Below are 22,989 nucleotides of genomic sequence, written 5' to 3' on the forward strand. Positions count from 1 at the left end.
GCTCCCCCATGATCCCCATCGGGTACTGAACAGGCATCTCCCAACCCGCAAAATCAACCATCTTGCCACCCAACTCAACATGCAAGTCGTACAATGGCGTGCGCTTCGGTGTGGTCATCGTTCTAACCTTTCAATCAGCGGGACTGGTCGCGAACGACCATGACGGTGCAATGCGCGTTGCGCACGACACGGGCCAAGTTCGGGCCAATCTCATAATTCGGGAAATCGCCTTTGGTCGATGCCATGACGATCAGATCGAAGCCGTCCTTGTAGGCCAGCTTCAGGATTTCGCGGTAGACACTGCCTTCTTCGACGTGGATCGCCACGTCGGAGGCATCGCCGTGATCCAGAATGGCCTGAACAGCACTGCGTACGTGCTCTTTGGCGCCGGCGCCATAATTGGCGGGCAGGTTCGGCAGCTGGATGATCTCGGGGATGACGGAGACCGCGTGCAATTCGGCGCCGTAGAACTTCGCCTGTTCCAATGCGACCGGCAGGGCATTTTTCCACGAACGGTCGTCGGTGTGATCAATGGGCAGCAGGATTTTCGTGGCCATCACGTCTCTCCTCGAGATATGGAGTTTTGTTTCAAAGGCGGGGGGCTGGGTTGGCCCCCCGTTTGTTTTCAAAGGTTACTCGGCAGGCGTGCCGCCTGGCTCTTCGGATTTGCCGCCCGAGGCGAAGAACTCTTTCGTCAGTTTGAAGACGATCGGGCTCAGCAGGGCCAGGGCGATCAGGTTCGGGATGGCCATCATGGCGTTCAGCGTGTCCGCCAGCAGCCAGATAAAGCCCAGATCCGCTGTTGCACCGAAATAGATCGCGATGATCCACAGGATGCGATACGGCATCAGCGATTTGACGCCCAGCAGGAACTCGACGCATTTCTCGCCGTAGAACGACCAGCCGAGGATGGTGGTGAAGGCAAAGATCGACAGGGCGATTGCGATCAGGTGACCGCCGCCCGGAAGCGAGGTTGCGAAGGCCAGCGAGGTCAGTGCTGCACCGGATTCACCTGAGGTCCACGCACCCGAAGCGATGATCGCCAGACCGGTGATCGAGCAGACGATGATCGTGTCGATGAACGTGCCCAGCATCGCGATCAGACCCTGGTTGACCGGACCTTTGGTCTCAGCCGCTGCGTGCGCAATCGGGGCCGAACCCAGACCGGCTTCGTTCGAGAACACGCCGCGTGCCACACCAAAGCGGATGGCGGCCCAGACGGCTGCGCCTGCGAAACCGCCCTCGGCGGCGGATGGGGTGAAGGCATAGGTGAAGACCAGCGACAACGCGTTTCCGATTTCGGCGATGTTGATGATCAGAACCAGCAGGCCGGCGATGATGTAGGCGATTGCCATGAACGGAACCAGCTTACCGGCAACCGCACCGATACGGGTGATGCCGCCCAGGATAACAGCTGCGGTCAGGACCATCAGAACGACACCGGTGACCGAGGTGTTCACGCCGAAGTTCGATTCCAGAACCTGCGCCACACCATTGGCCTGAACGCCGTTGCCGATGCCGAAGGCGGCGATGCCGCCGAACAGGGCGAAGGCGACGCCCAGCCAGGCCCATTTCGCGCCCAGACCGTTCTTGATGTAGTACATCGGGCCGCCGACAAAGTTGCCCAGCTCGTCTTTTTCACGGTATTTCACCGCGCAGACAGCTTCGGCATATTTGGTGGCCATGCCCACCAGGGCGGTCATCCACATCCAGAACAATGCGCCCGGACCGCCCAGGAAGACAGCAGTGGCCACACCGGCGATGTTACCCGTACCGATGGTCGCCGACAGCGAGGTCATCAGCGCGTTGAACGGGCTGATTTGCCCTTCGCCCTGACCCTCACGGCCTTTGAACAGCAGGCTGAAGCCTGTGCCAATGCGCAGGATCGGCATGAATTTCAGCCCGACCTGCAGGAAGAAGCCGACGCCCAGAATGAGCACCAGCATCAGCGGCCCCCACACGACGCCATTGATGGCTCCTACGATTGAATTTAACGCTTCCATGGTATTCCTCCCATTTGCGTTGGGTTATGCCCCGGCAATGGCCCGCTGGCGGGCCTGCTTGAGGGCGGCAAAGTCTTCGTCCGCGTGGAACGACGAACGGGTCAGCGGTGTGGCCGACACGTGCAGAAAGCCCTTGGAGCGTGCGATCTGCTCCAGTAGGGCGAACTCTTCCGGTGACCAGAACCGGTCGATCGGGTGATGTTTCGGGGTCGGTTGCAGGTATTGACCGACGGTCAGGAAATCGACATTGGCGGCGCGCAGGTCGTCCATCACCTGCCGCACGTCGTTCAGGCTTTCCCCCAGCCCGACCATCAGTCCGGACTTGGTGAAAATCTCGGGGTTGGTGCGTTTGGCGTCGTCCAGCAGTCGTAATGAAGTGTAGTACCGCGCGCCGGGGCGGACGGTTGGATAGAGATGCGGGACGGTTTCAAGATTGTGGTTGAACACGTCCGGCGCGGCGTCGAACACAACATCTGCCGCGTCGCCCTTGCCCAGAAAGTCGGGGGTCAGAACCTCGACCGTGGTGCCGGGGTTCTGATGGCGTACGGCGCGGATAGTCTGAGCGATATGTTCCGCCCCGCCGTCGGTCAGATCATCGCGGTCAACCGAGGTGATCACCACATGGCGCAGGCCCAGCTTCTTGACCGCTGCCGCGACGCGGCCCGGTTCGAACACATCCAGCGCGTCTGGTCGCCCGGTCGCCACGTTGCAGAAGGAACAGCCGCGCGTGCAGACCTCGCCCATGATCATCATCGTGGCGTGGCGCTTGGACCAGCATTCGCCGATATTGGGGCAGGCGGCCTCTTCGCACACCGTCGCCAGATCATGGTCACGCATCAGACGGCGGGTTTCGTAATATTCGGCGCTTTCGATCTTTTTGCGCCGAATCCACTTGGGTTTGCGCGGGATGACACTGTCGGCTTTCTTGGCCTTTTCAGGGTGGCGGGGGCGAAGCTGGATGGTCATCTGGCGGCTCCTTCTCAGGCGTGAATCGCGCGGCCCATGGCGTCGAGGCAGGCTTCCTTGACCGCCTCGCCCATGGCCGGGTGTGCATGACAGGTGGCTGCGACCTCGGCGACGGTGGCGCCTTTGGTCATGGCCAGCACCAGCTCGGCGATCAGATCACCGCCATGGGCACCGCAGATATGCGCGCCGAGGATTTTGCCGTTCGGATCAGCCAGAACCTTGACCGCGCCATCGGTTTCGCCGGTCGAGCGGGCGCGCGAGTTGGCCATGAAGGCGAACTTGCCAACCGAGTATTCAGCGCCTGCTTCCTTCAGCGCTTCTTCGGTCAGGCCAACCGAGGCGACCTCGGGGTCGGTGTAAACAACGCCCGGAACGGTGTTGTAATCCACGTGACCGGCTTGGCCTGCCAGCATCTCAACGCAGGCAACGCCATCCTCTTCGGCCTTGTGCGCCAGCATCGGGCCGGGGACGCAGTCACCGATTGCATACACGCCCGGAACAGAGGTCTGGAATGTGCCATCGACTTCGATGAACCCGCGCTGGCTTACAGTAACGCCCAATTCTTCCAGTCCCAGCCCACGTGTCACAGGGCGGCGGCCGACGGCGATCAGAACCTTGTCGGCTTCGATCACCTCTTCCTTGTCTTTGCCGACCCGATCCACAGTCAACGTCAGCCCGGCGTCAGAATTTTCGACGGATTTCAGCGCGCGACCCAGTTGGAATTTCAGCCCGCGTTTCGACAGCGCACGCTGTGCCAGTTTCGCGATCTCACCATCGATGCCGGGCAGAACACGGTCGAGATATTCGACAACGGTGACCTTGGCGCCCAGCCGCGCCCAGACCTGACCAAGCTCTAATCCGATCACACCGGCGCCCACGACGACCAGATGGTCGGGCACGGTTTCCAGCGCAATTGCGCCGGTCGAGCTGAGGATGTCCTGCTCGTCGATCTCGATCCCGTTCAGAGGGGTCGGTTCCGAGCCGGTGGCGATCAGGATGTTTCGGGCGTCATGGATGTCGTCGCCCACCTTGACCTGCCCGGCGGCGGGAATGCTGGCCCAGCCTTCGATCAGGTCGACGCCGTTTTTCTTGAACAGGAACGCGATGCCCTTGGTCAGGTCACCGACAATCTTGTCCTTGCGGCCCATCATCGCGGGGACATCGATGCTGGCCCCCTCGACCGCAATGCCGTGCGAGGAGAGATGCGCAAGTTCGGCATATTTGGCGGAGGAGGTCAGCAACGCTTTGGACGGGATACACCCCACGTTCAGGCAGGTTCCGCCCAGTGCTCCGCGCCCTTCGACGCAGGCCACTTTCAGTCCCAACTGAGCCGCGCGGATGGCAGCAACATAGCCGCCCGGACCGCCCCCGATGACAATCAGATCGTAGGTCATGACGTTAACTTTCAGTAGATCGGGTGGCTTGCGCACAGGGCGCGCACTTTTTCACGGGTTGCCTTTTCAACGGCTTCGTCCCCGCCCGGGTTCTGCGCCAGCGCATCCAGAACGTCACCGATCAGGTGGCCGATCTGCTTGAACTCCTCGGGGCCGAAGCCGCGGCTGCATCCGGCGGCGGTGCCAAGACGGATACCGCTGGTGACGGTGGGTTTTTCGGGGTCGCCCGGCACGCTGTTCTTGTTGCAGGTGAACCCGGCACGCTCCAGCGCCGCCTCGGCGTCCTTGCCGGTCACGCCGACGGGGCGCAGGTCGACCAGCATCAGGTGGTTCTCGGTTCCGCCGGATACGATGTCACAACCGCGCGCCATCATGACGTTGGCCAGAGCCGCCGCACTGTCGACCACGCGCTGTATGTAGTCCTTGAACTCGGGCTTCAGCGCCTCGCCAAAGGCCACCGCCTTGCCTGCGATCACGTGCATCAGCGGGCCACCTTGCAGGCCGGGGAACACGGCCGAGTTGATCTTTTTCGCCAGCGCTTCGTCATTGGTCAGGATGATGCCGCCGCGTGGGCCACGCAGGGTCTTGTGCGTGGTCGAGGTGACCACATGCGCGTGACCGATGGGCGAGGGATGCAGGCCGGTCGCAACCAGCCCGGCGATATGGGCCATGTCGGCCAGCAGCCAGGCGCCAACCTCATCAGCAATGGCGCGGAACCGGGCAAAGTCGATCTTTTGCGAATAGGCCGACGCGCCGGCGATAATCATCTTGGGCTTTTCGGCCTTGGCTAGCGCCTCAACCTGATCGTAATCGATCAACCCGGCCTCGGTCAGGCCGTATTGAACTGGGTGGAACCACTTGCCGGATTGCGCGGGCTTTGCGCCGTGGGTCAGGTGACCTCCCGCATCCAGCGACATGCCCAGAATGGTGTCGCCGGGGCTGAGCAGCGCCAGCTTGACCGCGCCATTGGCTTGCGCGCCCGAATGCGGCTGCACGTTGGCGTAGTCACAGCCAAACAGTTGCTTCAGCCGGTCGATCGCTTCGACTTCGACCTCATCCACATACTCGCACCCGCCATAGTAACGGCGGCCTGGATACCCTTCGGCATATTTGTTGGTCAGCACCGAACCCTGCGCCTCGATCACGGCCTGAGAGACGATGTTTTCGGATGCGATCAACTCGATCTGTTCGGCCTGACGTGTGCCTTCACGCGCAATCGATGCGGCGATCTTCGGGTCGGCCTCGGCCAGCGACGTCTTAAACATAGTCTCCTCCTATTCTTCGAATCCCCGGTTCGAGAATTTGTTTCCTATAGGGGAATTAGTTCCCCCAAATCAACAAAAATCTCGTATTCGTAAAGTTGCGTGCGAATAGGGGAACGGGTAACCTGCCGCAGAATAGGGAGATTTTCATGGGCGAAGACCAAAGGAACGAAGCCTCAGCACCTGAGGAACTGGACGAAGGCGCCGCTTTGGGGCGCTCGATTCGGGATGCGCGGCGGGAAAAAGGCTGGACGCTGGAAGAGGCCGGGCGTGCCGCGGGAATCGGCCGTTCCACCTTGTCGAAGATCGAAAACAACCAGACAAAGCCCAGCTTCGAGATCGTGCGGCGCCTGACGCAGGCGCTGGATCTGAACCCGCCGCAACTGTTTCTTCAGTCCGGCCAGACCGGTATCACCGGTCGGCGGGACTATACGCCGAAAGGGCAGGGAGAGTTTCGCGAGACCGCAACCTATCTGCACGAGCTGCTGTGTTCGGACCTGACCAGCAAGCGGATGCTGCCTTATGTTGCGACGATCCGGGCGCGGGATATTTCTGAGTTCGATCCGTGGATTCGCCACTCGGGCGAAGAGTTCATGTATGTGCTGAGCGGTGAGCTGATCTTTATTTCGGAACATTACCGCCCGCTGCCGATGAAGGCGGGGGATTCACTCTATTACGACAGCAGCATGGGGCATGGGTGCGTGTCCACCAGCAAGGAAGACGCGCAAGTTCTTTGGGTGTCGCTGGAATAGGCGCAGGGGGTCAACGCCAGGTCAGCATCAGCCCCCAAAAGACGCGACGGGTTCACCAAAGAGCGCCTCATCCGGGTGGATATCCAAACCCGGCCCCGTTGGCCGTTCAATGTGGCCGCCGACGATTTGAAAGCCATTCTCCGGGTCGTAATTGCCTTCGATGTATGGCGCGGCCAGCCAGACCCCTTCGCACAGCTCGGGTTTGACGGTTGCGCCGATCTGGGTACAGGCGGCGGCAATGATGTCCCCGCCCCAGCTGTCGTCGCAGGTATGCGGCAGGTTGCGGGCCTCGCAGATGTCGCGGAAGGCGCGCATGTGGGTCAGGCCGCCGATACGCGTGACCTTCATGCCGAACCCGTCCACCAAGCCGGTGCCGGCAGCTGAAATGACAGTGTTCAGGTCGACGCTGTTTTCATCCATGTAGATGCCGTGGCTAATCTGCGGGCGGATTTTTTCCAAGTCCTGTATCGTGTTGCAGGGCTGCTCCATGACGAAGGGTACATGCGGCAATTCCCGGCTGACGCGCAGGGCGTCGCGGGTTGTCCAGCCGCGGTTGCCGTCCACTGCCAGGCGCATACCTGTGCCTTTGACGACCTCCCAGACCTTGGAGATCACCTCGATATCGATCTCGACGGGGCGACCGCCAACTTTGATCTGCAGGCGCGGATAGCCCTCGTCCAGCTTCTCTTTGGCCAGTTTTGCAATGTCATCCGGCGCGCCGACACCGGTTGCGTAATATGATGGCACGCGGTCGGTCACGGCACCTCCCAGCAGGTCGGCGACATTGACGCCCAGAGACTTGCCGAACAGGTCATAAGCCGCGATATCTAAAGCGGCCTTGGCGTAGTTGTGACCGGCCAGCAGAGTATCCATCTTGCGGCGCAGAGTGCCCGGCGTCGCCTCGGCGCCAATCAACCCCCCAGCCATTGCCATCAGCGCAGCACGGGCACCTTCCGCATGGGCCTCGGCATAGGTCGGGCCCACGGGGCAGGTCTCGCCCCAGCCGACATGACCGGTGTCCGACACCAGTTTGACAAGAGTGGTGTCCAGCGCCCAGACCGCACCGCTGGCCATCGTATAGGGGCCATTCCTGACCGGCAGGTCATGGGCGTAGATATGGATTTCCTTCAGCTTCATGTTGCGGCTTTCCTTGGTGTGGAGGTGTTATTTGATACCCGCCGCAGCCAGGATCTGGTCTGCAGTGCGGAGGGTTTGTCGGCTGGCCCGTTCGGGCCCGATCATGCGGGCGGCTTCGGTCAGGCCTTCGTGTAGAACGAACAATTGGTCGGCCAGTGCGTCCGCATCACAATGCGGAGCGACATCCACAAGCCGTCGGTGAAACTGAGCCCGTACCCCAGACTTATGGACCTCGACCGCGGCGCGGATCGGGGCGCTGTCGGGATAGGCGGACAGGGCATTGCGGAACAGGCAACCGCAGTTCGATATTCCGAACAGCCAGTCGGAAAGCCGCTGAAGAATATGGACCACATGCGCCGCGCCGTCCTTGGGGCTGTCGCCGATCCAGTCTGCATAGGCACGGTCGCGGTGCTGCAACGCGCCCACCACCATGGCCTCGCGGCTGGGGAAATACTTGTAGAGGGTTCTCAGCGAAACATCCGCACCCGCGCGCAGAGCCTCGACGCCGGGTCCGGCAAACCCCATTTCCTCGAACTGACCGTGCAGACGGGCGGCAATCTGGTGTTTCATGTCGATCATGAGAGAGTGGTAGAGCGATCACTCTACTTTGGACTTGACGAAAACCGACGCGTTCCGACGGGGTGACGACATGGCGGTGAGCCGACAAAAGACTCAGGTCGTTTCCGCAAGCCATCGATACACCAGTCTGGCGCGATCAGATGCAGTGTTGTGAAGCGCGACGTAAAAATCCAGTGGTGAGGAAAGGGTCTGTGGCAGCAGGTTGACCAGTTTCCCGGATGCGACAAGCTCCGAGGTCAGCCCCTCCCATCCCAACACTGCCCCCATGTCGTCCTGCGCGGCCTGGAGCGCGATGGTGTAGTTGTTGACGCGATGCGCCGAATTCAAAGGCCCGTCATACCCCAGTTGGTTGGTCCATTCGCGCCAATCCGTCCACCCCGTTCCCGGCGCATCAAGGTGGATCAAGGGGATGCGCGCCATGTCCTGAATGCCAGTAATATTGTTCTGTTCCAGGAACCGGGGGCTGCCGAGGGCCATGATGCGGTCACGAAACAGAACATGGCTGGTGCCCTTCTCCTCGGAGGCATCCCCATAGCAAATACTGAGGTCGCATTTCGTTGTGTCAAACCCCAGATCCGTAACCACTTGCGTCACCGAAATATGCCCGTGCCTTTTCCAGAATTGCGCAAGCCGGGGGGTCAGCCAAAGCGAACTGACAGCCGTGCTGGACCGAATCGTCACACCGGATCGGTCATAATGCGAGCGCAACTGCTGCAAGGCCTCGCTGATATCTTCAAGCCCCCGTTGCAGGGCGACCAGCAGGTAAGCCCCGCTTTCGGTCAGCTCGACCCCGCGATGGTGCCGGCGAAACAACGAACAGTTAAGCTCGTTTTCCAGTGATTTGACCTGGTGGCTGATGGCCGCCGGGGTGACGTTCAGCTCTGACGCGGCGTTTTTAAAGCTGACATGACGCGCGGCGGCTTCAAAGCTGATTAACGAGCTTACCGGGGGCAGTTCATATGGGCCTTTGGGCAAGGTGGTTTGACCTTTGATCCTGAGTTTTCCGACTTTTTAGCACAAAAATCCAAGTTTGAATTACTTCAGTTATTGCAAAGTGAATTTTTTTGCGATTGCCCGACGGCCTGTCGCCCGCGATGTTGGTCATCAGCATTCGGGATGTGTCTGTCTTGGGCGGCAACGGAGGTGTTCATGGTAACGTAAATGCCTGCAGTCCCGGACAAACCCGGCATCAGCGAATTGCCAGTATGGCCGGGTTTTTGGCGCAAATTAGGGAGTCGATTGAATGAAGTCGCACACAAAAGTAGTGGTTGTCGGTGGCGGATGCGTTGGGGCATCGATCCTTTATGGTCTGACCGAGCATGGCTGTTCGGACGCGGTCATGTTGGAGCGCACGACGCTGACCTCCGGGTCCACCTGGCACGCAGCGGGGCTGTTGGTGACCTTTGTGCGGTCGCATAATGTGTCGAAGATGACGATGGAGACCATTCGCATCTATTCCGAGGTCGAAGAAAAGATGGGCACCTCGGTCGGCCTGCGCAAAGTTGGCCAGCTGCGGGTTGCCAATACCGAGAAACGCTGGGATGAGTTCCAGTCCTACATCTCGATTGCCGAGGCCGCAGGCGTACCCTGCAAGCTGGTCACGCCGGAAGAGATTGCGGAGATTCACCCCCTGCTGAACCAAAGCCCAGACATTCGCGGCGGTATTCTGCACACTGAAGACGGCTATGTGAACCCGGCCGATATCACCATGGCGCTGGCCAAGCTGGCGCGGGACGCGGGCGCAAAGGTTTACCAGAACACCGAAGCGCAATCTTATGAAAAGCTGGACAATGGCCACTGGAAGGTGACCACCAATCAGGGTGAGATCACCTGTGAACACCTGATCTTTGCCACTGGCAACTATGCGCGCGAAAACGCGCGCCGGGTGGGGTTGGACCTGCCGTGTATCCCGATCGTGCACCAGTATTGGACAACCGAGACCGTGCCGCTGCTGAAAGAGCGTCGGGCGCAGGGCCTGACGGAGTTCCCGATCCTGCGGGACGAGGATTATGGTGCTTATCTGCGTGAGGATGTCGGTGGCATCCAGTTCGGCCCCTATGAGTTCACCAAAGACCTCAAACTGTTCGCCGAAGATCGCGTGCCGCCGGATTTCGGGGCGGATCTGCTGCCCGAAGATTTCGACGCCGTGGAAACCCAGTGGGAGCGCGCCATCGAACGCGTGCCGACCCTGGGTGAGGTCGGCATCAAGGCCAATACTCGTGGTCCGTTCCAGATGACCCCTGACGAGCTGCCTCTGGCCGGTCCCGCACCGGGGCATGACAATCTGTGGCTGGCCGAAGGTATGCCGGGCGGCATCCTGTGGGGTGGCACCGTGGGCAACCGTCTGGCCAAGTGGATCGTCAATGGCGATCCGGGCATGGATATGTCGGAACTCGACCCGCGCCGGTTCTCGGATTACGCCTCAAAGCGCTGGACCATGGACAAGGTGCGCGAAACCTGGGGCACCCATATGGATGCGCATGTTCCGGGCGAAGATTTCCCCGATGCGCGCCCGATGAAGACTGTAGGGTCCTACGATCTGCTGACTGCCCATGGCGCGGTCTGGACCAGCTTTAACGGCTACGAATTCCCCCGTTGGTTCGCTAAATCACCCAGCGAGGCAATCCCCGAACACAGCTTCCGCCGCACCGATCACATGGAACTGGTGCAGGAAGAGGTACGCCGCACAAGGGAAGAGGCCGGTTTCATCGAGATGTCGCCGATGACCAAGTTCACTGTGCGCGGTCCCGGTGCCGCCAAGTGGCTGGACGGTCTGATGGCGAACAAGCTGCCCAAAGTGGGCCGCATGACCCTGTCACTGATGCTGAACGACAAAGGCGGCATGGATGCGGAATACACCATCGTCCGCTATGCGCAGGACGATTTCTATCTTATCTCGACCCCAAACTGGCGCGCTTACAACTGGGATCAGCTGCAGCGCGTCTTGCCGCGCGACGGGTCGGTGGTGATCGAGGATATCTCGGAGCAGTTGGGTGTGATCGCTCTGGCCGGACCCAAGGCGCGGGATATCCTGCAGCCGCTGACCGATAACGACCTTTCGAACGAAGCCTTCCCGTGGCTGTCGGCTCAGATGGGTGAGGTGGGCTATGCCAAGGGCGTCCACCTGCTGCGCGTGTCTTATACCGGTGAGTTGGGATGGGAGCTGCACCACCCGGTCGGATACAACCGCCACCTTGTTGATCTGCTGCTGAAGGCGGGTGTGAAACCGTTCGGCCTTGAGGCGCTGGAATCGATGCGGCTTGAGAAATCCTATCGCGCTATCAACCGCGAGATTTGCAAGGACCTGACGCCGTATGAGGCCGATCTGGGCCGCTTTGTGGCGATGACTGAAAAGATCGGCGGGCAGGTGGCCGAGCGTGATTTCATCGGCAAAGCTGCGCTGCAAAAGCAGCAGGAAACGGGCGGATACAATACTCTGGTCACGCTGAAACTGCCGTTCTGCGATACCTCGGTGATGTTCGACGAAGGGGTCTATGCCGATGGCAAGCTGATCGGCCGCGTCACCTCGGGCGGGTTTTCATATTACTGCAACCACGACATCGCGATGGCGCTGGTGCCGCAGGATATGACAACGCCGGGCACCAGGATACAGGTGCTGGTCCATAATGAGATGCGCGATGCCGAGGTGATCGGTATCTGCGCCGTTGACCCAACCAGCGCCCGTGCGCGCGCCTGATCTGGGAGGATTTGATATGGCAGAAGTCAAAGCACGTTCGGGCCGGGGTGGCCGCGCAGCGCGGGTTCAGGCTCGCACCAACCCTCCACCGGTTTACCTGCCGACGCTGAATCGCAAGATCGGCCCGATTGATTTGCTCGGCCCCGAAGGGGTCGAGAAAATCCACAACGCCGCGATGACGATCCTTGAAACCACCGGTATCGAGTTCCGCGACCCGGTCGCCTTGGCCGATTGGAAGAAATACGGCGCGGATGTTCAGGGCGAGAGGGTCCGCATCGGCCGGGACATGCTGATGGACCTGATCTCGGCAGTTCCGTCGGAATGGGGCTATGCGGCACGAAATCCGGCCCGTTCGTTGCGGGTCGGCAACCAGCATTCGGTGTTCGCCAACGCCTATGGCGCGCCGTTTGTCTATGGTCTGGACGGTGTGCGGCGGCCCTCGGTGTTGGAGGATGCGCACAACTTTTTCAAGCTCAGCCAGATGAGTCAGTCGATGATGGTGCCCGGCGTTCTGCCGGTCGAGCCGCAGGACGTCCCTGTCCCGCAGCGCCATCTGGAGCTGGTCCACGCCGCGCTGACGCTGACCGACAAGCCGATCAAGGGCTCGGTCCTGTCAGAGCAGGCAGCCCAGGATTCGGTTGAAATGGCGCGGATCGTGTTCGGTGAGGATTTCGTCGATACCAACGTGGTGATGGCCGCGCTGCTGAACTGTAATACGCCGCTGGTCTGGGACGAAACGATGCTGCAAAGCTTGCGCGTCTATGCCTCGGCCAATCAGCCCTGCCTGCTGTCGCCCTTTGTTCTGGCAGGGGCCAGTACGCCCGCCAGCCCGCAGGGCGGTGTGGCGCTGCTGATCGCGGAGTCGCTGGCGGGCATGGCCTATAGCCAGATCATCCGCCGTGGCGCGCCGATGGTGCTGGGCGTGGCGATCATGGGTGTATCGATGAAGACCGGCGCGCCGATGATGGGCTCGCCGGAACCGGGGCTGATGAACTTGCTGGTGGGTCAGATGGCGCGCTTTTACAGGGTGCCGTGGCGGACCTGTACGATGTGGACCGGCGCGAAATCTCCGGACATGCAGGCGGCGTTCGATACGGCCAACACCATGTGGCCGGTGCTGCTGGGCGGGGCCAATTACATCGTGCATTCGGCAGGTTTTCTGGAAGGCGCGCTTGGGGTCAGCTATTCGAAATGGGTTCAGGACACCCGGCAGCTTGAGAACTTCCACCGGTTCTTCAGCGGGCTTGAGGATGAAAATCTGGACGCAATCCTGGATGACATTGCCGAGATCGGCCCCGGTGGTCATTTCCTGGGGACGGACCATACCCGGGAAAACCCGCTGCACATGAACCCGCTGCAGAACAATGACAGTTTCGAACAGTGGGAAGCGGAAGGGTCGAAAACCGCCGAAACAGTCGGCAATGAAGAGGCTCAGCGCATGTTGGACAACTACGTCAAGCCGCCGATGCCGGATGATCAGCGCGGGGCGCTTGACGAATTTGTTGCCAAGAAGAAGCTGGAATATCAGAACGCGTAACTGAAAACACGGGCGCGTAAGCGCCCGCAAGCCAGACATAAGGACAGGATGAGGAATATGACTGACGCCCCGACGAAAACGCTCTCACTCGAAGAGGTGAAGGCATTGGCCAAATCCGTCCTTGTGTCCGCTGGCCTTGATGCGCATAGCAGTGAAGTCATAGCAGATCTTGTACGGATGTCCGAACGCGATGGCCCCCGCAGTCATGGACTGCGCTTGTTGCCGGTTTACGCGCAATATCTGTCATCGGGTTACGCCAACCCGAAGGCTGCGCCATCAATTCGGCGAATAGCGCCCGGTGTGTTACGTGGCGATGGCGACAACGGGTTCTATCAGGTAGCCGCATTGGCGGCACGGGCAGAGCTGATTGAGATGGCGCGCGAGAACGGGATTGCGGCCTTTACCTGCGCCAATTGCCATCATCTGGGCGCGCTGCGCTTCGACACCGGGCCGCTGGCCGAGGCGGGGCTTGTGGCATTGGGAGTCGTGAACTCTTTGTCCATGGTTGTGCCGCAGGGTGGGGTGCGCCCGGTCTTTGGCACCAACCCGATGTCCTTTGCGTGCCCGCGTCCGGGGGGCGATCCGATTGTCTGGGATCAGGCATCTTCGATGGTGGCGCTGATGGACATCAAGATGGCCGCGGCCGAGGGCCATGATCTGCCGCGCGCTGGGGGGCTGGATACCGATGGCCAGCCCAGCACCGATCCGCACGCCATTCTGGAAACCCGCAGCCTGCTGCCCTTTGGCGAACACAAAGGCGCGGCCATTGCCTTCCTGATCGAGGTGCTGGGGGCAGCGCTGGCCGGCGGCACCCTGTCGGTCGACAATCAGGAGCGTGAGGCCCATGGCGCCCTCAACGTCAAAGGTGGCGCAACCCTGATCGCGATTGACCCAAGCCGGTTTGGCAACCCGGCGTTCGACGACTACGTCACCCGCATCTGCGCCGAGATCGAGGGCAACGGCACCGCGCGCGTGCCCGGTGACGGACGGTTGAAAAACCGCGCGGCGACCCAGGCGAACGGAGTCCCGGTCGCACCGGACCTGCTGGCGCAGTTGCAGGCCTTGTAGGAAAGATCGCAAGACATGCCTGACCTGGTGGTGATCGGCGGCGGCGTCGTGGGTATCTCGTGCGCGCTGGCTTTGCAGGCCGAGGGGCATCAAGTCACCGTTATCGAGCCGGGCCCGGTGGGCGAGGGCGCCAGTTGGGCCTCGTGCGGCTGCATCGCGGTGGGTGAGATCGTGCCGCTGTCCCAACCCGGGATGCTGGCGAAAGTTCCGGGGCTGTTGATGCACCCCAAGGCGCCATTGACCTTGCGCCCGGGCTCGGCCCTGCGATTGACACCGTGGTTCACCCGATTTGTCGCCAATGCGCGCCCTTCGAAAATGCGGGCCATTGCAGCGGATTTGGCGCGGCTGACCTTTCTGGCGACCATGGATTTCAAGGCGCAACTGGCTGATATCGGGCGGCCTGACCTGTTGGTGGAACGCCCTGTCATCAAGCTGTTTGACGGCGATGACGATCGCGCAAACATGGCCGCCGCCTTTGATCTGGCCCGCGAACTGGGATGCTCGATTGAAGAAGTCAGCGGTGCAGAGGCACATGACATCGACCCGGCCATTGCGCCGGATTTCAAACACGCTGCCCTGCTGCGCGACTGGAGTTTCGTGACAGACCCCAAACAATTGGTTGAGGCGCTGCATGACGCCTTTCTGACGCGTGGGGGGACGGTCATCTCTGGCAGTGCGGTCGGTTTTGACCGGGACGGCCGTCAGGTAAAGGCCGTGAAGCTGCGCGATGGCCGCGCTATTGCGGCTGACGAGTTTGTCTTGGCTGCCGGCACGCGCTCCCGTGATCTGGCAGCAGAATTGGGCGTTCCGCTGCGGATCGAAGGCGTCATCGGCTATTCCACCGCCTTGACGAACAGCGGTGTCGACCTGTCCCATACCGTTTTCTACGCAAAGGGCGGGTTCGGTATCACGCCCTACGACGGCGCGCTTGCCGTTGCCGGGACAATTGAATTTGCCGGTGCCGACGCGCTCCCAAACTGGGAACGCGCCGATATATTGGTAGAGAAGGCACGGCGGGTTCTGCCGGGGTTAAAAACGGGCAGCGCCGAACGCCGGTTCGGACGGAGGCCGCTGACGCCCGACACCCGGCCGATCATTGGCCGAAGCGGAAGTCTGGCGAATGTCACCTTTGCAACGGGTCACGGGCAATTGGGTCTGACTTTGGGTGCAACAACGGCCCTGCTGGTTGCGGACGAGATTGCAAATCGGCAGTCACGGACCGACATACAGGCATTCAGCCCGGATCGTTTCCGAGGGTGAGCGACCGTCGGCAGTGCAGTCGCTTTGGGTGTCATTGGGATACGTGTCAGTCCTAATCGAAACAGCGCCTGCACACCCGTCTCGTCCCTGTTCGACTAGAGGCGTTTGAATTCCAAAGCTTACATTTTTTATGGTTTTTGGCGAAATGCAGCCGAAATCAGAGTTAGTCTGTCAACGAGGCCGGAGGCCGTTGACGCCGCGCGGCCTCCCCTCGCCATCAAGCCGCGTGGATTCGAACAGATAGCCAAAAGTCGGGCGTTACAGGGCTATGTCTGCGTTCTTTGTTCGTCGTTGGCTGGCCGCTCGCGACGTTGCAGTGCGGAAATAGTGCAATCTGACGAAAAAGAAGGGCGACAGTGAAATCACCGCCGAACGTTACTCGCACCAAAGTGCCAGTTATTCACACCAAAGCGGGATTTCCCAAATGTCAGCCGGTTTAGATGAGGGCAACTACACTGTAGGTTCCGCAAAGTGCCGACCTTGAGAAACTTGCTCTTCCGGACTGAAAACCAAGCGCAGAATTGGTCACAACAGAAATAGTCATGTCGCGCAGATTCAACTTTTCGCAGATCAAGCCCCTGCAACCTAAAGGCGTGCGGGGCTACAAGTTGGGGATGGAAATGGTCCAGGTGGCATGCAGACCGAAGCGTCCCGCTACTCGCATCAGGTTTTTGTTTGAAAGGGGACTCTATGCCCAAAGCCCATTCAATACCTACTTGGCGGTTCTGGGTCGCGGTATTACTACCCTCCACAAGAACCTGTTTGTGACGAGTCTTGCGCCAGCTCTCAGTTTTTCGGTAGCGGCGGAAAGCAGGTATGTCCGAATTGATGATCGCTTGGGGAGCAAAGTTTGTTGCTGACGAAGGCTGAACTTACGGTCTGGCTACGTGGCTTGATGAAAGACAAAGTCTTCATTTCAGCCTATGCCGTCATTTTTCTAGCTCTCGTAATTGTGGAGCGCGGGCATGCAGTTCCCAACATCAGCCAGCTTCAGCACGCCTTGTATGTGCTGGCATGGGTTATTGCGTTTTATGCGTTCTATTTTTTTGCCGGGCCCACTCTGTTCTACTGGTCTCTTCGAAATTCAGTTTGCGTCTTTTGGGCAGCTTTAGGCAGCTATCTAATAATTCTGTTCCTGAAAACCTTTATTGTAACTTACTTGCTGGCGGGCGGATCATCTTTTGGACACGCAATTCTGTATTATTGCACATCTGCGTTTGTCTCTAGCGTAATTACCTACGCTATATTTTTGCACTTCAGAGCGCAGGCGGTAAACGGTTTCGGATACGACCCCCTGAAGTACCTGTTCCGGCGCCCACCAAGGCACTTGGACTGCCCGATCCAGATGAGGCTAGACGAGGCAAATCGCGGACCCTTGCTGATGCTTGAAGCTCAGAACCAATATGTATCGGTTACAACTGAAAACGGAACACAGCTGATACGAATGACGCTGAAAAGCGCCGCAGAAAACCTGGATTCCGATGCCGGTCTGTTGGTCCATCGGTCGAGGTGGCTGTCCAAGAAAGAAATGGGCGAGCTCGTTTACAGAAATGGGAACCCATACATAGTGACTCCGGGGGGTGATGAGTTTTCGATAAGCCGAAAGATAGTGCCCAAGGTTAAAGAAATAATCGAACAACGAAAAGCGCAGACACCCGAAACCAAGCAGGCGGATAAAGCAACCAAAAACAAACGGGCTCAATGCTGAGCCTTTTCGGGCAGCATCAGTGCTCGACCCTCTAACAACATCTCGTCTGCTCAATTTCTCCTCATCGAGGCGTTCTGCATGGCGAGGATGGTCAACTGACCAGCTTGATCCGCACACAAGAAACAACGACCGGCGCAAAGATGACCGGCAATTTGAAAGACCCCACTATGATGCCCTCCAAAGAACGTCTGGCACTATCTTTTTTCGCATCACTTGCTGCAGCACTCGTGATGCTTCTGGAAGAGTTCAGCGAGGCGATGGGATGGGAGTGGCTGCACAACTGGGATGAGTACCACATCTGGGCAATCATCGTAATGCTGTGTTTGTTGGGGGCGATCGCTGTTCTGGGAGTAGAGTTGCTTCGTATGGGGAACCACGTCACCAAGCTTGAAGGCAAAGCGACCCGCGCCTCGGAAGCGTTTGAGGAACTCTTGATGAGTTACTTTGAAAAGTGGGCATTTACCAAAGCCGAGAGGGATGTCGCACGGCTTCTTCTGAAAGGATGTTCCACCGCAGAGATTGCTGAAGCCAGAAATGCGAAAGAAGGCACAGTGAAAGCGCAAACGTACTCAATCTACAGGAAGTCAGGCTATTCCAACAAAGCGCAACTTTTCAGTGCCCTTTTGGAAGATCTTACCGGCGACGGATCGAAGCAAAAACGCCACCCTTAAAGTTTGATCGGCTGGTTTCTGACTGGCTCTCAGCCCTCGGCGCCCTTTCCAACGTGCCGGGATGCAGATGTCTAGCCTTGAACCGTTATTCGCCCACAGCGAAGGCCGCTCCGAATGGATCGGCTCACTGGCGACATGAGCCTTATCCTCAAGCTCAACGGCGGCGACGAAATACAGGCGCTTCCGGTAGGCGGCAAGTTTGACAGAGCCGAGCAACTGTTTATTTTCATGTTTTGATGGTCAGCCGCGCAACAAATGCGTTCTGTGCTGTTTGCGCAGAATTGGGAGCGTGCGGTTAGGTCAAGCCGTTCTTAACGTCTTCGAAACCGCGAAGTTCCAGGCTGCGATAAACTAAGGTGTAAGCGGCATAAACTAAGGTTCAATACCTGTGAAACAGCCGTATTCTCGCCTTTTTTGACCCTTCAAGCCCAGTATTGAGTGTGCGAGCAAATGCGCATTGAGCGGATGACGCTGGGTAATCAGTCCTGATCGTTCACAACAAAAAACATTAGCCAGATGGGGCAGAAAAAATGCAGGTCGAGCAGCGGGTACGCGCTTTTGCGCGCGGGGGGCGTCTAACCAAGTGGAAGGGACAAGTGGCGAGCATCGCGCCTTCGCTCTTCTTGTGCTCTGCCTCCGTTTTGGCAGTGTCCGCAGGGGCCTCGGTGGGAGAGGTTGTGAACGGCCCGCGAACTACGCCCCTGATCAGCAGTGTGGATGAAGACCATACCATCACCAGCACCGGGTCGATTAGCATCAATCGCTTGCCGGGGCCTGCCTTGGTTCAGGTCAACGTGGCGGATTATTCCAGCACTGTGACGAATGCCGGGCAATTGACAGCCCCCGAGGCGAACGTCAGGACCCGCGCAGCGATCGACATCAATGGCGATTTGTCCGGCACCGTCCTGAACTCAGGAACAATTTCTATGGGTGCGGCGCTTGGTGATACAGCAGTCATTTTCGGCGTCGATGTTTCGGGCGTCACGACAGGATCGGTGCAGAACACTGGTGTCATTGACATCGCGAATTCAGCGCTGACCATCGGAACCTCAGTGGGAATTTTGACCAATCAAGTCGATGGCACACTCGCAAACAGCGGGACGATCACCCTGCGGGGCAGCAACAGCAGCAGAGCTGAAGCAATCGGGTTAGTGGTCGACGTTGTGAATGGAGCCGCAAGTAACAGCGGCAGCATTGGTATTGATGTCTCAAGCACTGGCGGGCAGGCCATCGCAGACGGTATTTCTCTAACGACGATCAACGGGGTGGTCGATAACTCTGGCCCCATCAATGTTTCCGCGACCGGCGCAACTATTGCCGGCGCGGATGGGTTTGGCATTGGCGATCTGGTTGGGAATCTGAATAACGTCGGTGCCATTAATGTGTCGGCAACTGCTGGAAACAATGCTAATGGGGACGCGATTGAAATCACAAACCTCTCCGGTCGCCTGACAAACGCTGGTCCACTTACGGTCACGATGACGGCGGGCAATACCGGCGGAGCCTTTTTGGATGTCGTCGAAGTTTCCAACCTGACCGGGTCACTGACAAACACTGGCTTTCTTGTCGGGTTAGCCCGTGGCGGAAACGTGATCGCGGATGGGTTTGACATTGGAGGTGTTGCTACCGGTGCCAGCTTTGATAACTCGGGTATCGTGATTGTTCAGGCGCGAGCGACAACCTCCACCGCAAGTGCTGATGGATTCGAGTTTGGTGATGTTCTCGGCAGTGTGTCGAACTCCGGGCCTGTCAATGCCATTGCCGAGGGTGTCACCTCTGCTACAGCCCGCGGAATTCGGGCTGGTGACGTCACCGGCACTCTGTTGAACAGGGCGAACATTCTTGCAGACGCTTTGGCCAGCAACGGGTCAGCCAGCGCTTTTGGCATTCAGGTTGATGAAGTGCGCGATCAGCTGACCAATGATGGAGAGTTGGTAGCTTTGGCAAATGGGAGCCGCAACGGGGCTGCAATCGGAATTTCGACGGATTTCGTTCAGGGCACTTTGGCCAATAACGGAGCTATCACGGCAATTGGTCAAGGCAGCAGCGCCAACGCCACCGGGATAGAGACTGGCAACGTCGACGGTTCCCTGATCAACACCAACACAATAACTTTAGAGGCCGTCGCCACATCTTCGTCAGCACTGGTGACAGGCATTGATACCGGAAGGCTGAACGGGACACTTCAGAACTCGGGCAACATCAGCGTTCGGGCCGATGCCGTCAGTCACGCGTCCGCCTACGGTATTGATGTTGGCGAAATAGGTGGCGCTCTGAGCAACTCTGGTTCAATCGCTGTCCAAGTGGACAACGGATCGAGCATAGAGGCTATTGGCATCCGGTCTTCGACGGTACAAGGGACGCTTTTCAACAGCGGGAACATCATGGTTGCCAGTCACGGGTCCAGCGGCTCGGCCGAAGGCATTCGCACAGGTTCCATTGCGGCAAATGGGACCATGACAAACACCGGTACGATCACTGCCACCGCCGTGGGGCAAGGATCAGGGGCGGGTGCCGAGGGGATCAGGGTTTTGGGCCGTGTAGCGGGCACGCTGGAAAACAGTGGTCAAATCATGGTCCAGGCGATTGACACCAGTTCCGCCAGTTCAACCGGCATTCTGACCGGTGCCATTGATGGATCGTTGACCAACAGCGGGACAATATCGGCGGCCGCTGGGGGAGGGTCCTTTGCATACGTCGAAGGGATCGAAATAAGAGGTAACCTTGATGGGTCCTTCAATAACAGCGGTGCAATTACGGCTCAGGCCATCGGCACAAGCTCTGCCTACGTAGATGGGATTAATGCTATTGATGTTGCCGGTACGTTCAGCAACTCGGGCATCATATCTGTATCCGCTCAGGCGGCGTTTGCAGGTGCAGAAGGGCTGAGTTTGGATGATATTCAAGGTTCAGTCGATAATTCCGGGGGTATTTCGGCGATAGCCTCGGGAACCAGCACTGCGAGAGCGAGCGGGATTTTCCTCGGCGCCATCGACGGCAGTTTTTCAAATTCAGGAAGTATTACAGCAAGTGCGACGACACTCGGTTCGGGCGCGTCCTTTCCTTTCCAACGCGCTGTTGCCAGCGGGATTTACGTGGATAACATCAACGAAGACCCGATGGGCGGTTTCGGCTCGTTTGAGAATTCGGGCGCGATTGCGGCCTCGGCCTCAGGTTTGAATGCCTCCGCCTTGGGCCTTCGGTTTTCTCACGTCGGTGGCAAGCTGTCCAACAGCGGTAACATTTCTGTCGGCGCGATGGCGGACCAGGGCTCCTCAGCCTTTGCAGCTGGGATTATCGGTGCAAACGTTCGGGACAGCGGGGACGTGTTCAACTCCGGCACCCTTCAGGTTTCTGCGATAGGTCAAAACGTTTCTACCGTTGCAGCCGTCGGAATGGCTTTTGACCAGATCGATACGACAGTTTCGAATAGCGGAGCGATCGCGGTTTCAGCCCAAGGTGACTCGCTTGTCCGCGCGCACGGTATTACCACGGCCGCATTGTCCACTGGTGGCGTTCTGAGCCATAGCGGCGCGATCTCGGTCTCTGCCAAGGGCGGCACGGACACGGAAGCATATGGCATTTTTGTGGGTAGCGCCCAAGGCACAGTCAATGTGACGGGCGACGTCTCGGCCACTTCTACCGGCAAGAGCTATGCGGTGTTTCTGGGCGACGGCGGCGGCACGCTGAATGTCGAAACCTCTGCGGATATCGACGGCACCATTCGCGTCAGCGATCACGATGTTAACCTGAGCCATATCGGCGGACGGGTTGTTTATCGTTTCCAGGACGATGACACGGCCAACGGTGTGTTCACGACGTCTGTGTCCTCGGCCTCGCAAGGTTGGTTTGTTGATGATGAAGGGGGCGCGGCACCCGTTTATGCCTCGTTCGACGCCACCGAACTACAGCCGAACACAAACCAATCGTTCGAGATCGCGGGGCTGACGTACACTCTTGCACGTCAGTTGGACAACGATGACGCCGGCGATGTCAGCCGCGACAGGGTTGTGCTCAGCACTCGGGGGAGCGGCCCTATCGAGGGCTTTCGGCCATACGTCTCGGTGAGTGGCAGCAGAAGTGATGGGACGGCAAGCGGCAGTTCTACGTCGCTTTCCTCGAATATGTGGAGCGTCAGCTTAGGCGCGACCCGCGACCTTGGAACCGGTTTACGATACGGGTTTGGGGCCAGCTATTTCGAGAACGATGGCACCTTTGGTTCTTCGTCCTTTGACACCTCGGGTGTGTTTATCAGCGGTATCGTCGCCCAGAACTTCGGGTTTGCCGATCTGAGCTTTGGTTTGGGATATGGTGATCTGGACACTGACGAGTCTCGCCCCGTCGGGAGTGATACGTCAGAGGCTGACTATTCCGGCGACATGATAACCGCCTTGGTTGCTGCAAAACGGCAATTCGCCTTGAAAAATGGCGCGATCCTGACCCCCAGGGCAAGCTTTCTGTACGGCGAACAAAATTTGGATGGCTACACCGAAACAGGCGGTTCCGCCAATGCAACAGTGGGGGACAGAACCGTCACGTTCAATGAAACCCGGATCGGTGGTGAATACGCGACCTACACGCTTGGTGGGCGTCTTTCAGCTTCATTGGCGGCAGTCCGCCGGGATGCAGATGCGCCGTCAGTCGTGGATGTAACCATATTTGGCAATACGCTTGCTCTGGCCTCAGGCGGAGGAGGCACCGACACCTTTGGCGAGGTGGGGCTGAACTTCGAAAAGCCCTTCGATCATGGGGGAATCCTGCACCTTGAAGCAAGATCAACCCTCGGGGCTGATGTATCAACACAGGCCCTCTGGGCATCCTACGAGTGGAAGTTCTAAACCGGAGGTCACTCGTGTTTTGGCAAGTCAAAACAGAGAACTCACATTGGCCACCTCGATCTTCTTGTGCGTGGCCCTGAGATAGCAACTCGCCAAAACGTCTGTCTCCGTGGATCA

General features: G+C 59.0%; 17 protein-coding genes and 1 pseudogene. 9 read left to right on the top strand and 9 right to left on the bottom strand.

The window, feature by feature from the left end; all coding sequences use genetic code 11:
* The 6 genes and pseudogenes from gcvT to glyA all read right to left on the bottom strand — a co-directional run.
* Positions 1–118: pseudogene (gene gcvT / locus ACR0NT_RS18275) on the bottom strand (glycine cleavage system aminomethyltransferase GcvT); the annotation flags it as partial.
* A 16-nt stretch (positions 119–134) separates the two neighbouring features.
* Complete coding sequence (locus ACR0NT_RS18280) at positions 135–557, bottom strand: universal stress protein (protein ID WP_170448839.1); 423 nt, start codon at positions 555–557, stop codon at positions 135–137.
* A gap of 75 nt (positions 558–632) precedes the next feature.
* Entirely contained in the window at positions 633–2,003 is a 1,371-nt protein-coding gene (locus tag ACR0NT_RS18285; protein WP_170674983.1) for an alanine/glycine:cation symporter family protein, read from the bottom strand.
* Positions 2,004–2,027: 24 nt separating this feature from the next.
* Positions 2,028–2,969 carry a lipoyl synthase gene (gene lipA / locus ACR0NT_RS18290; protein ID WP_170674985.1) on the bottom strand — a complete coding sequence of 314 codons (942 nt, stop codon included), beginning with the start codon at positions 2,967–2,969 and terminating at the stop codon, positions 2,028–2,030.
* A gap of 14 nt (positions 2,970–2,983) precedes the next feature.
* Positions 2,984–4,363 (bottom strand): dihydrolipoyl dehydrogenase, encoded by a 1,380-nt coding sequence (gene lpdA, locus ACR0NT_RS18295; RefSeq protein ID WP_170674987.1) that lies wholly within the window; start codon positions 4,361–4,363, stop codon positions 2,984–2,986.
* An 11-nt stretch (positions 4,364–4,374) separates the two neighbouring features.
* Positions 4,375–5,628 (bottom strand): serine hydroxymethyltransferase, encoded by a 1,254-nt coding sequence (glyA, locus tag ACR0NT_RS18300; RefSeq protein WP_170674989.1) that lies wholly within the window; start codon positions 5,626–5,628, stop codon positions 4,375–4,377.
* A gap of 146 nt (positions 5,629–5,774) precedes the next feature.
* On the opposite strand from glyA, the gene ACR0NT_RS18305 reads away from it, so the two are divergent.
* Positions 5,775–6,377 (top strand): helix-turn-helix domain-containing protein, encoded by a 603-nt coding sequence (locus ACR0NT_RS18305; protein WP_170328704.1) that lies wholly within the window; start codon positions 5,775–5,777, stop codon positions 6,375–6,377.
* 27 nt (positions 6,378–6,404) lie between these two features.
* On the opposite strand, the gene ACR0NT_RS18310 is transcribed toward ACR0NT_RS18305, so the two are convergent.
* The 3 genes from ACR0NT_RS18310 to ACR0NT_RS18320 form a co-directional block, all read right to left on the bottom strand.
* Positions 6,405–7,514: a mandelate racemase/muconate lactonizing enzyme family protein gene (locus ACR0NT_RS18310; RefSeq protein ID WP_170674991.1), complete on the bottom strand. Its 1,110-nt coding sequence runs from the start codon at positions 7,512–7,514 to the stop codon at positions 6,405–6,407.
* A 27-nt stretch (positions 7,515–7,541) separates the two neighbouring features.
* Positions 7,542–8,084 (bottom strand): TetR/AcrR family transcriptional regulator, encoded by a 543-nt coding sequence (locus ACR0NT_RS18315; protein ID WP_170674993.1) that lies wholly within the window; start codon positions 8,082–8,084, stop codon positions 7,542–7,544.
* Between the two features lie 102 nt (positions 8,085–8,186).
* Positions 8,187–9,068: a LysR family transcriptional regulator gene (locus ACR0NT_RS18320; protein WP_170674995.1), complete on the bottom strand. Its 882-nt coding sequence runs from the start codon at positions 9,066–9,068 to the stop codon at positions 8,187–8,189.
* A 268-nt stretch (positions 9,069–9,336) separates the two neighbouring features.
* Between ACR0NT_RS18320 and ACR0NT_RS18325 the strand changes: the two genes are divergently transcribed.
* The 8 genes from ACR0NT_RS18325 to ACR0NT_RS18360 all read left to right on the top strand — a co-directional run bounded on the left by ACR0NT_RS18325 (position 9,337) and on the right by ACR0NT_RS18360 (position 22,872).
* Positions 9,337–11,790, top strand: a complete 2,454-nt coding sequence (locus ACR0NT_RS18325) for a GcvT family protein (RefSeq protein WP_170674997.1) — start codon at positions 9,337–9,339, stop codon at positions 11,788–11,790.
* Between the two features lie 16 nt (positions 11,791–11,806).
* Positions 11,807–13,327, top strand: a complete 1,521-nt coding sequence (locus tag ACR0NT_RS18330) for a trimethylamine methyltransferase family protein (RefSeq protein WP_170674999.1) — start codon at positions 11,807–11,809, stop codon at positions 13,325–13,327.
* A 57-nt stretch (positions 13,328–13,384) separates the two neighbouring features.
* Entirely contained in the window at positions 13,385–14,395 is a 1,011-nt protein-coding gene (locus tag ACR0NT_RS18335; protein WP_170675001.1) for an Ldh family oxidoreductase, read from the top strand.
* A 15-nt stretch (positions 14,396–14,410) separates the two neighbouring features.
* On the top strand, positions 14,411–15,655 hold the full coding sequence (locus ACR0NT_RS18340) for an NAD(P)/FAD-dependent oxidoreductase (RefSeq protein ID WP_170675003.1): 1,245 nt from the start codon (positions 14,411–14,413) through the stop codon (positions 15,653–15,655).
* A gap of 850 nt (positions 15,656–16,505) precedes the next feature.
* Positions 16,506–17,363: a LytTR family DNA-binding domain-containing protein gene (locus ACR0NT_RS18345; RefSeq protein ID WP_170675005.1), complete on the top strand. Its 858-nt coding sequence runs from the start codon at positions 16,506–16,508 to the stop codon at positions 17,361–17,363.
* Between the two features lie 104 nt (positions 17,364–17,467).
* Positions 17,468–18,034, top strand: a complete 567-nt coding sequence (locus ACR0NT_RS18350) for a helix-turn-helix domain-containing protein (RefSeq protein WP_170675007.1) — start codon at positions 17,468–17,470, stop codon at positions 18,032–18,034.
* A 114-nt stretch (positions 18,035–18,148) separates the two neighbouring features.
* Positions 18,149–18,271 (top strand): hypothetical protein, encoded by a 123-nt coding sequence (locus tag ACR0NT_RS18355; RefSeq protein WP_480443471.1) that lies wholly within the window; start codon positions 18,149–18,151, stop codon positions 18,269–18,271.
* 476 nt (positions 18,272–18,747) lie between these two features.
* Positions 18,748–22,872: an autotransporter outer membrane beta-barrel domain-containing protein gene (locus ACR0NT_RS18360; RefSeq protein WP_170675009.1), complete on the top strand. Its 4,125-nt coding sequence runs from the start codon at positions 18,748–18,750 to the stop codon at positions 22,870–22,872.
* Positions 22,873–22,989 lie beyond the last annotated feature (117 nt).

Source organism: Ruegeria sp. AB10, assembly GCF_056542745.1.

Coding starts and splice junctions, on each gene's coding strand:
- ACR0NT_RS18280 (WP_170448839.1), bottom strand. CDS start 557: ATGGCCACGAAAATCCTGCTGCCCATTGATCACACCGACGACCGTTCG.
- lipA (WP_170674985.1), bottom strand. CDS start 2,969: ATGACCATCCAGCTTCGCCCCCGCCACCCTGAAAAGGCCAAGAAAGCC.
- ACR0NT_RS18330 (WP_170674999.1), top strand. CDS start 11,807: ATGGCAGAAGTCAAAGCACGTTCGGGCCGGGGTGGCCGCGCAGCGCGG.
- ACR0NT_RS18315 (WP_170674993.1), bottom strand. CDS start 8,084: ATGAAACACCAGATTGCCGCCCGTCTGCACGGTCAGTTCGAGGAAATG.
- ACR0NT_RS18285 (WP_170674983.1), bottom strand. CDS start 2,003: ATGGAAGCGTTAAATTCAATCGTAGGAGCCATCAATGGCGTCGTGTGG.
- glyA (WP_170674989.1), bottom strand. CDS start 5,628: ATGTTTAAGACGTCGCTGGCCGAGGCCGACCCGAAGATCGCCGCATCG.
- ACR0NT_RS18325 (WP_170674997.1), top strand. CDS start 9,337: ATGAAGTCGCACACAAAAGTAGTGGTTGTCGGTGGCGGATGCGTTGGG.
- ACR0NT_RS18310 (WP_170674991.1), bottom strand. CDS start 7,514: ATGAAGCTGAAGGAAATCCATATCTACGCCCATGACCTGCCGGTCAGG.
- ACR0NT_RS18305 (WP_170328704.1), top strand. CDS start 5,775: ATGGGCGAAGACCAAAGGAACGAAGCCTCAGCACCTGAGGAACTGGAC.
- lpdA (WP_170674987.1), bottom strand. CDS start 4,363: ATGACCTACGATCTGATTGTCATCGGGGGCGGTCCGGGCGGCTATGTT.
- ACR0NT_RS18355 (WP_480443471.1), top strand. CDS start 18,149: ATGGATCGGCTCACTGGCGACATGAGCCTTATCCTCAAGCTCAACGGC.
- ACR0NT_RS18340 (WP_170675003.1), top strand. CDS start 14,411: ATGCCTGACCTGGTGGTGATCGGCGGCGGCGTCGTGGGTATCTCGTGC.
- ACR0NT_RS18335 (WP_170675001.1), top strand. CDS start 13,385: ATGACTGACGCCCCGACGAAAACGCTCTCACTCGAAGAGGTGAAGGCA.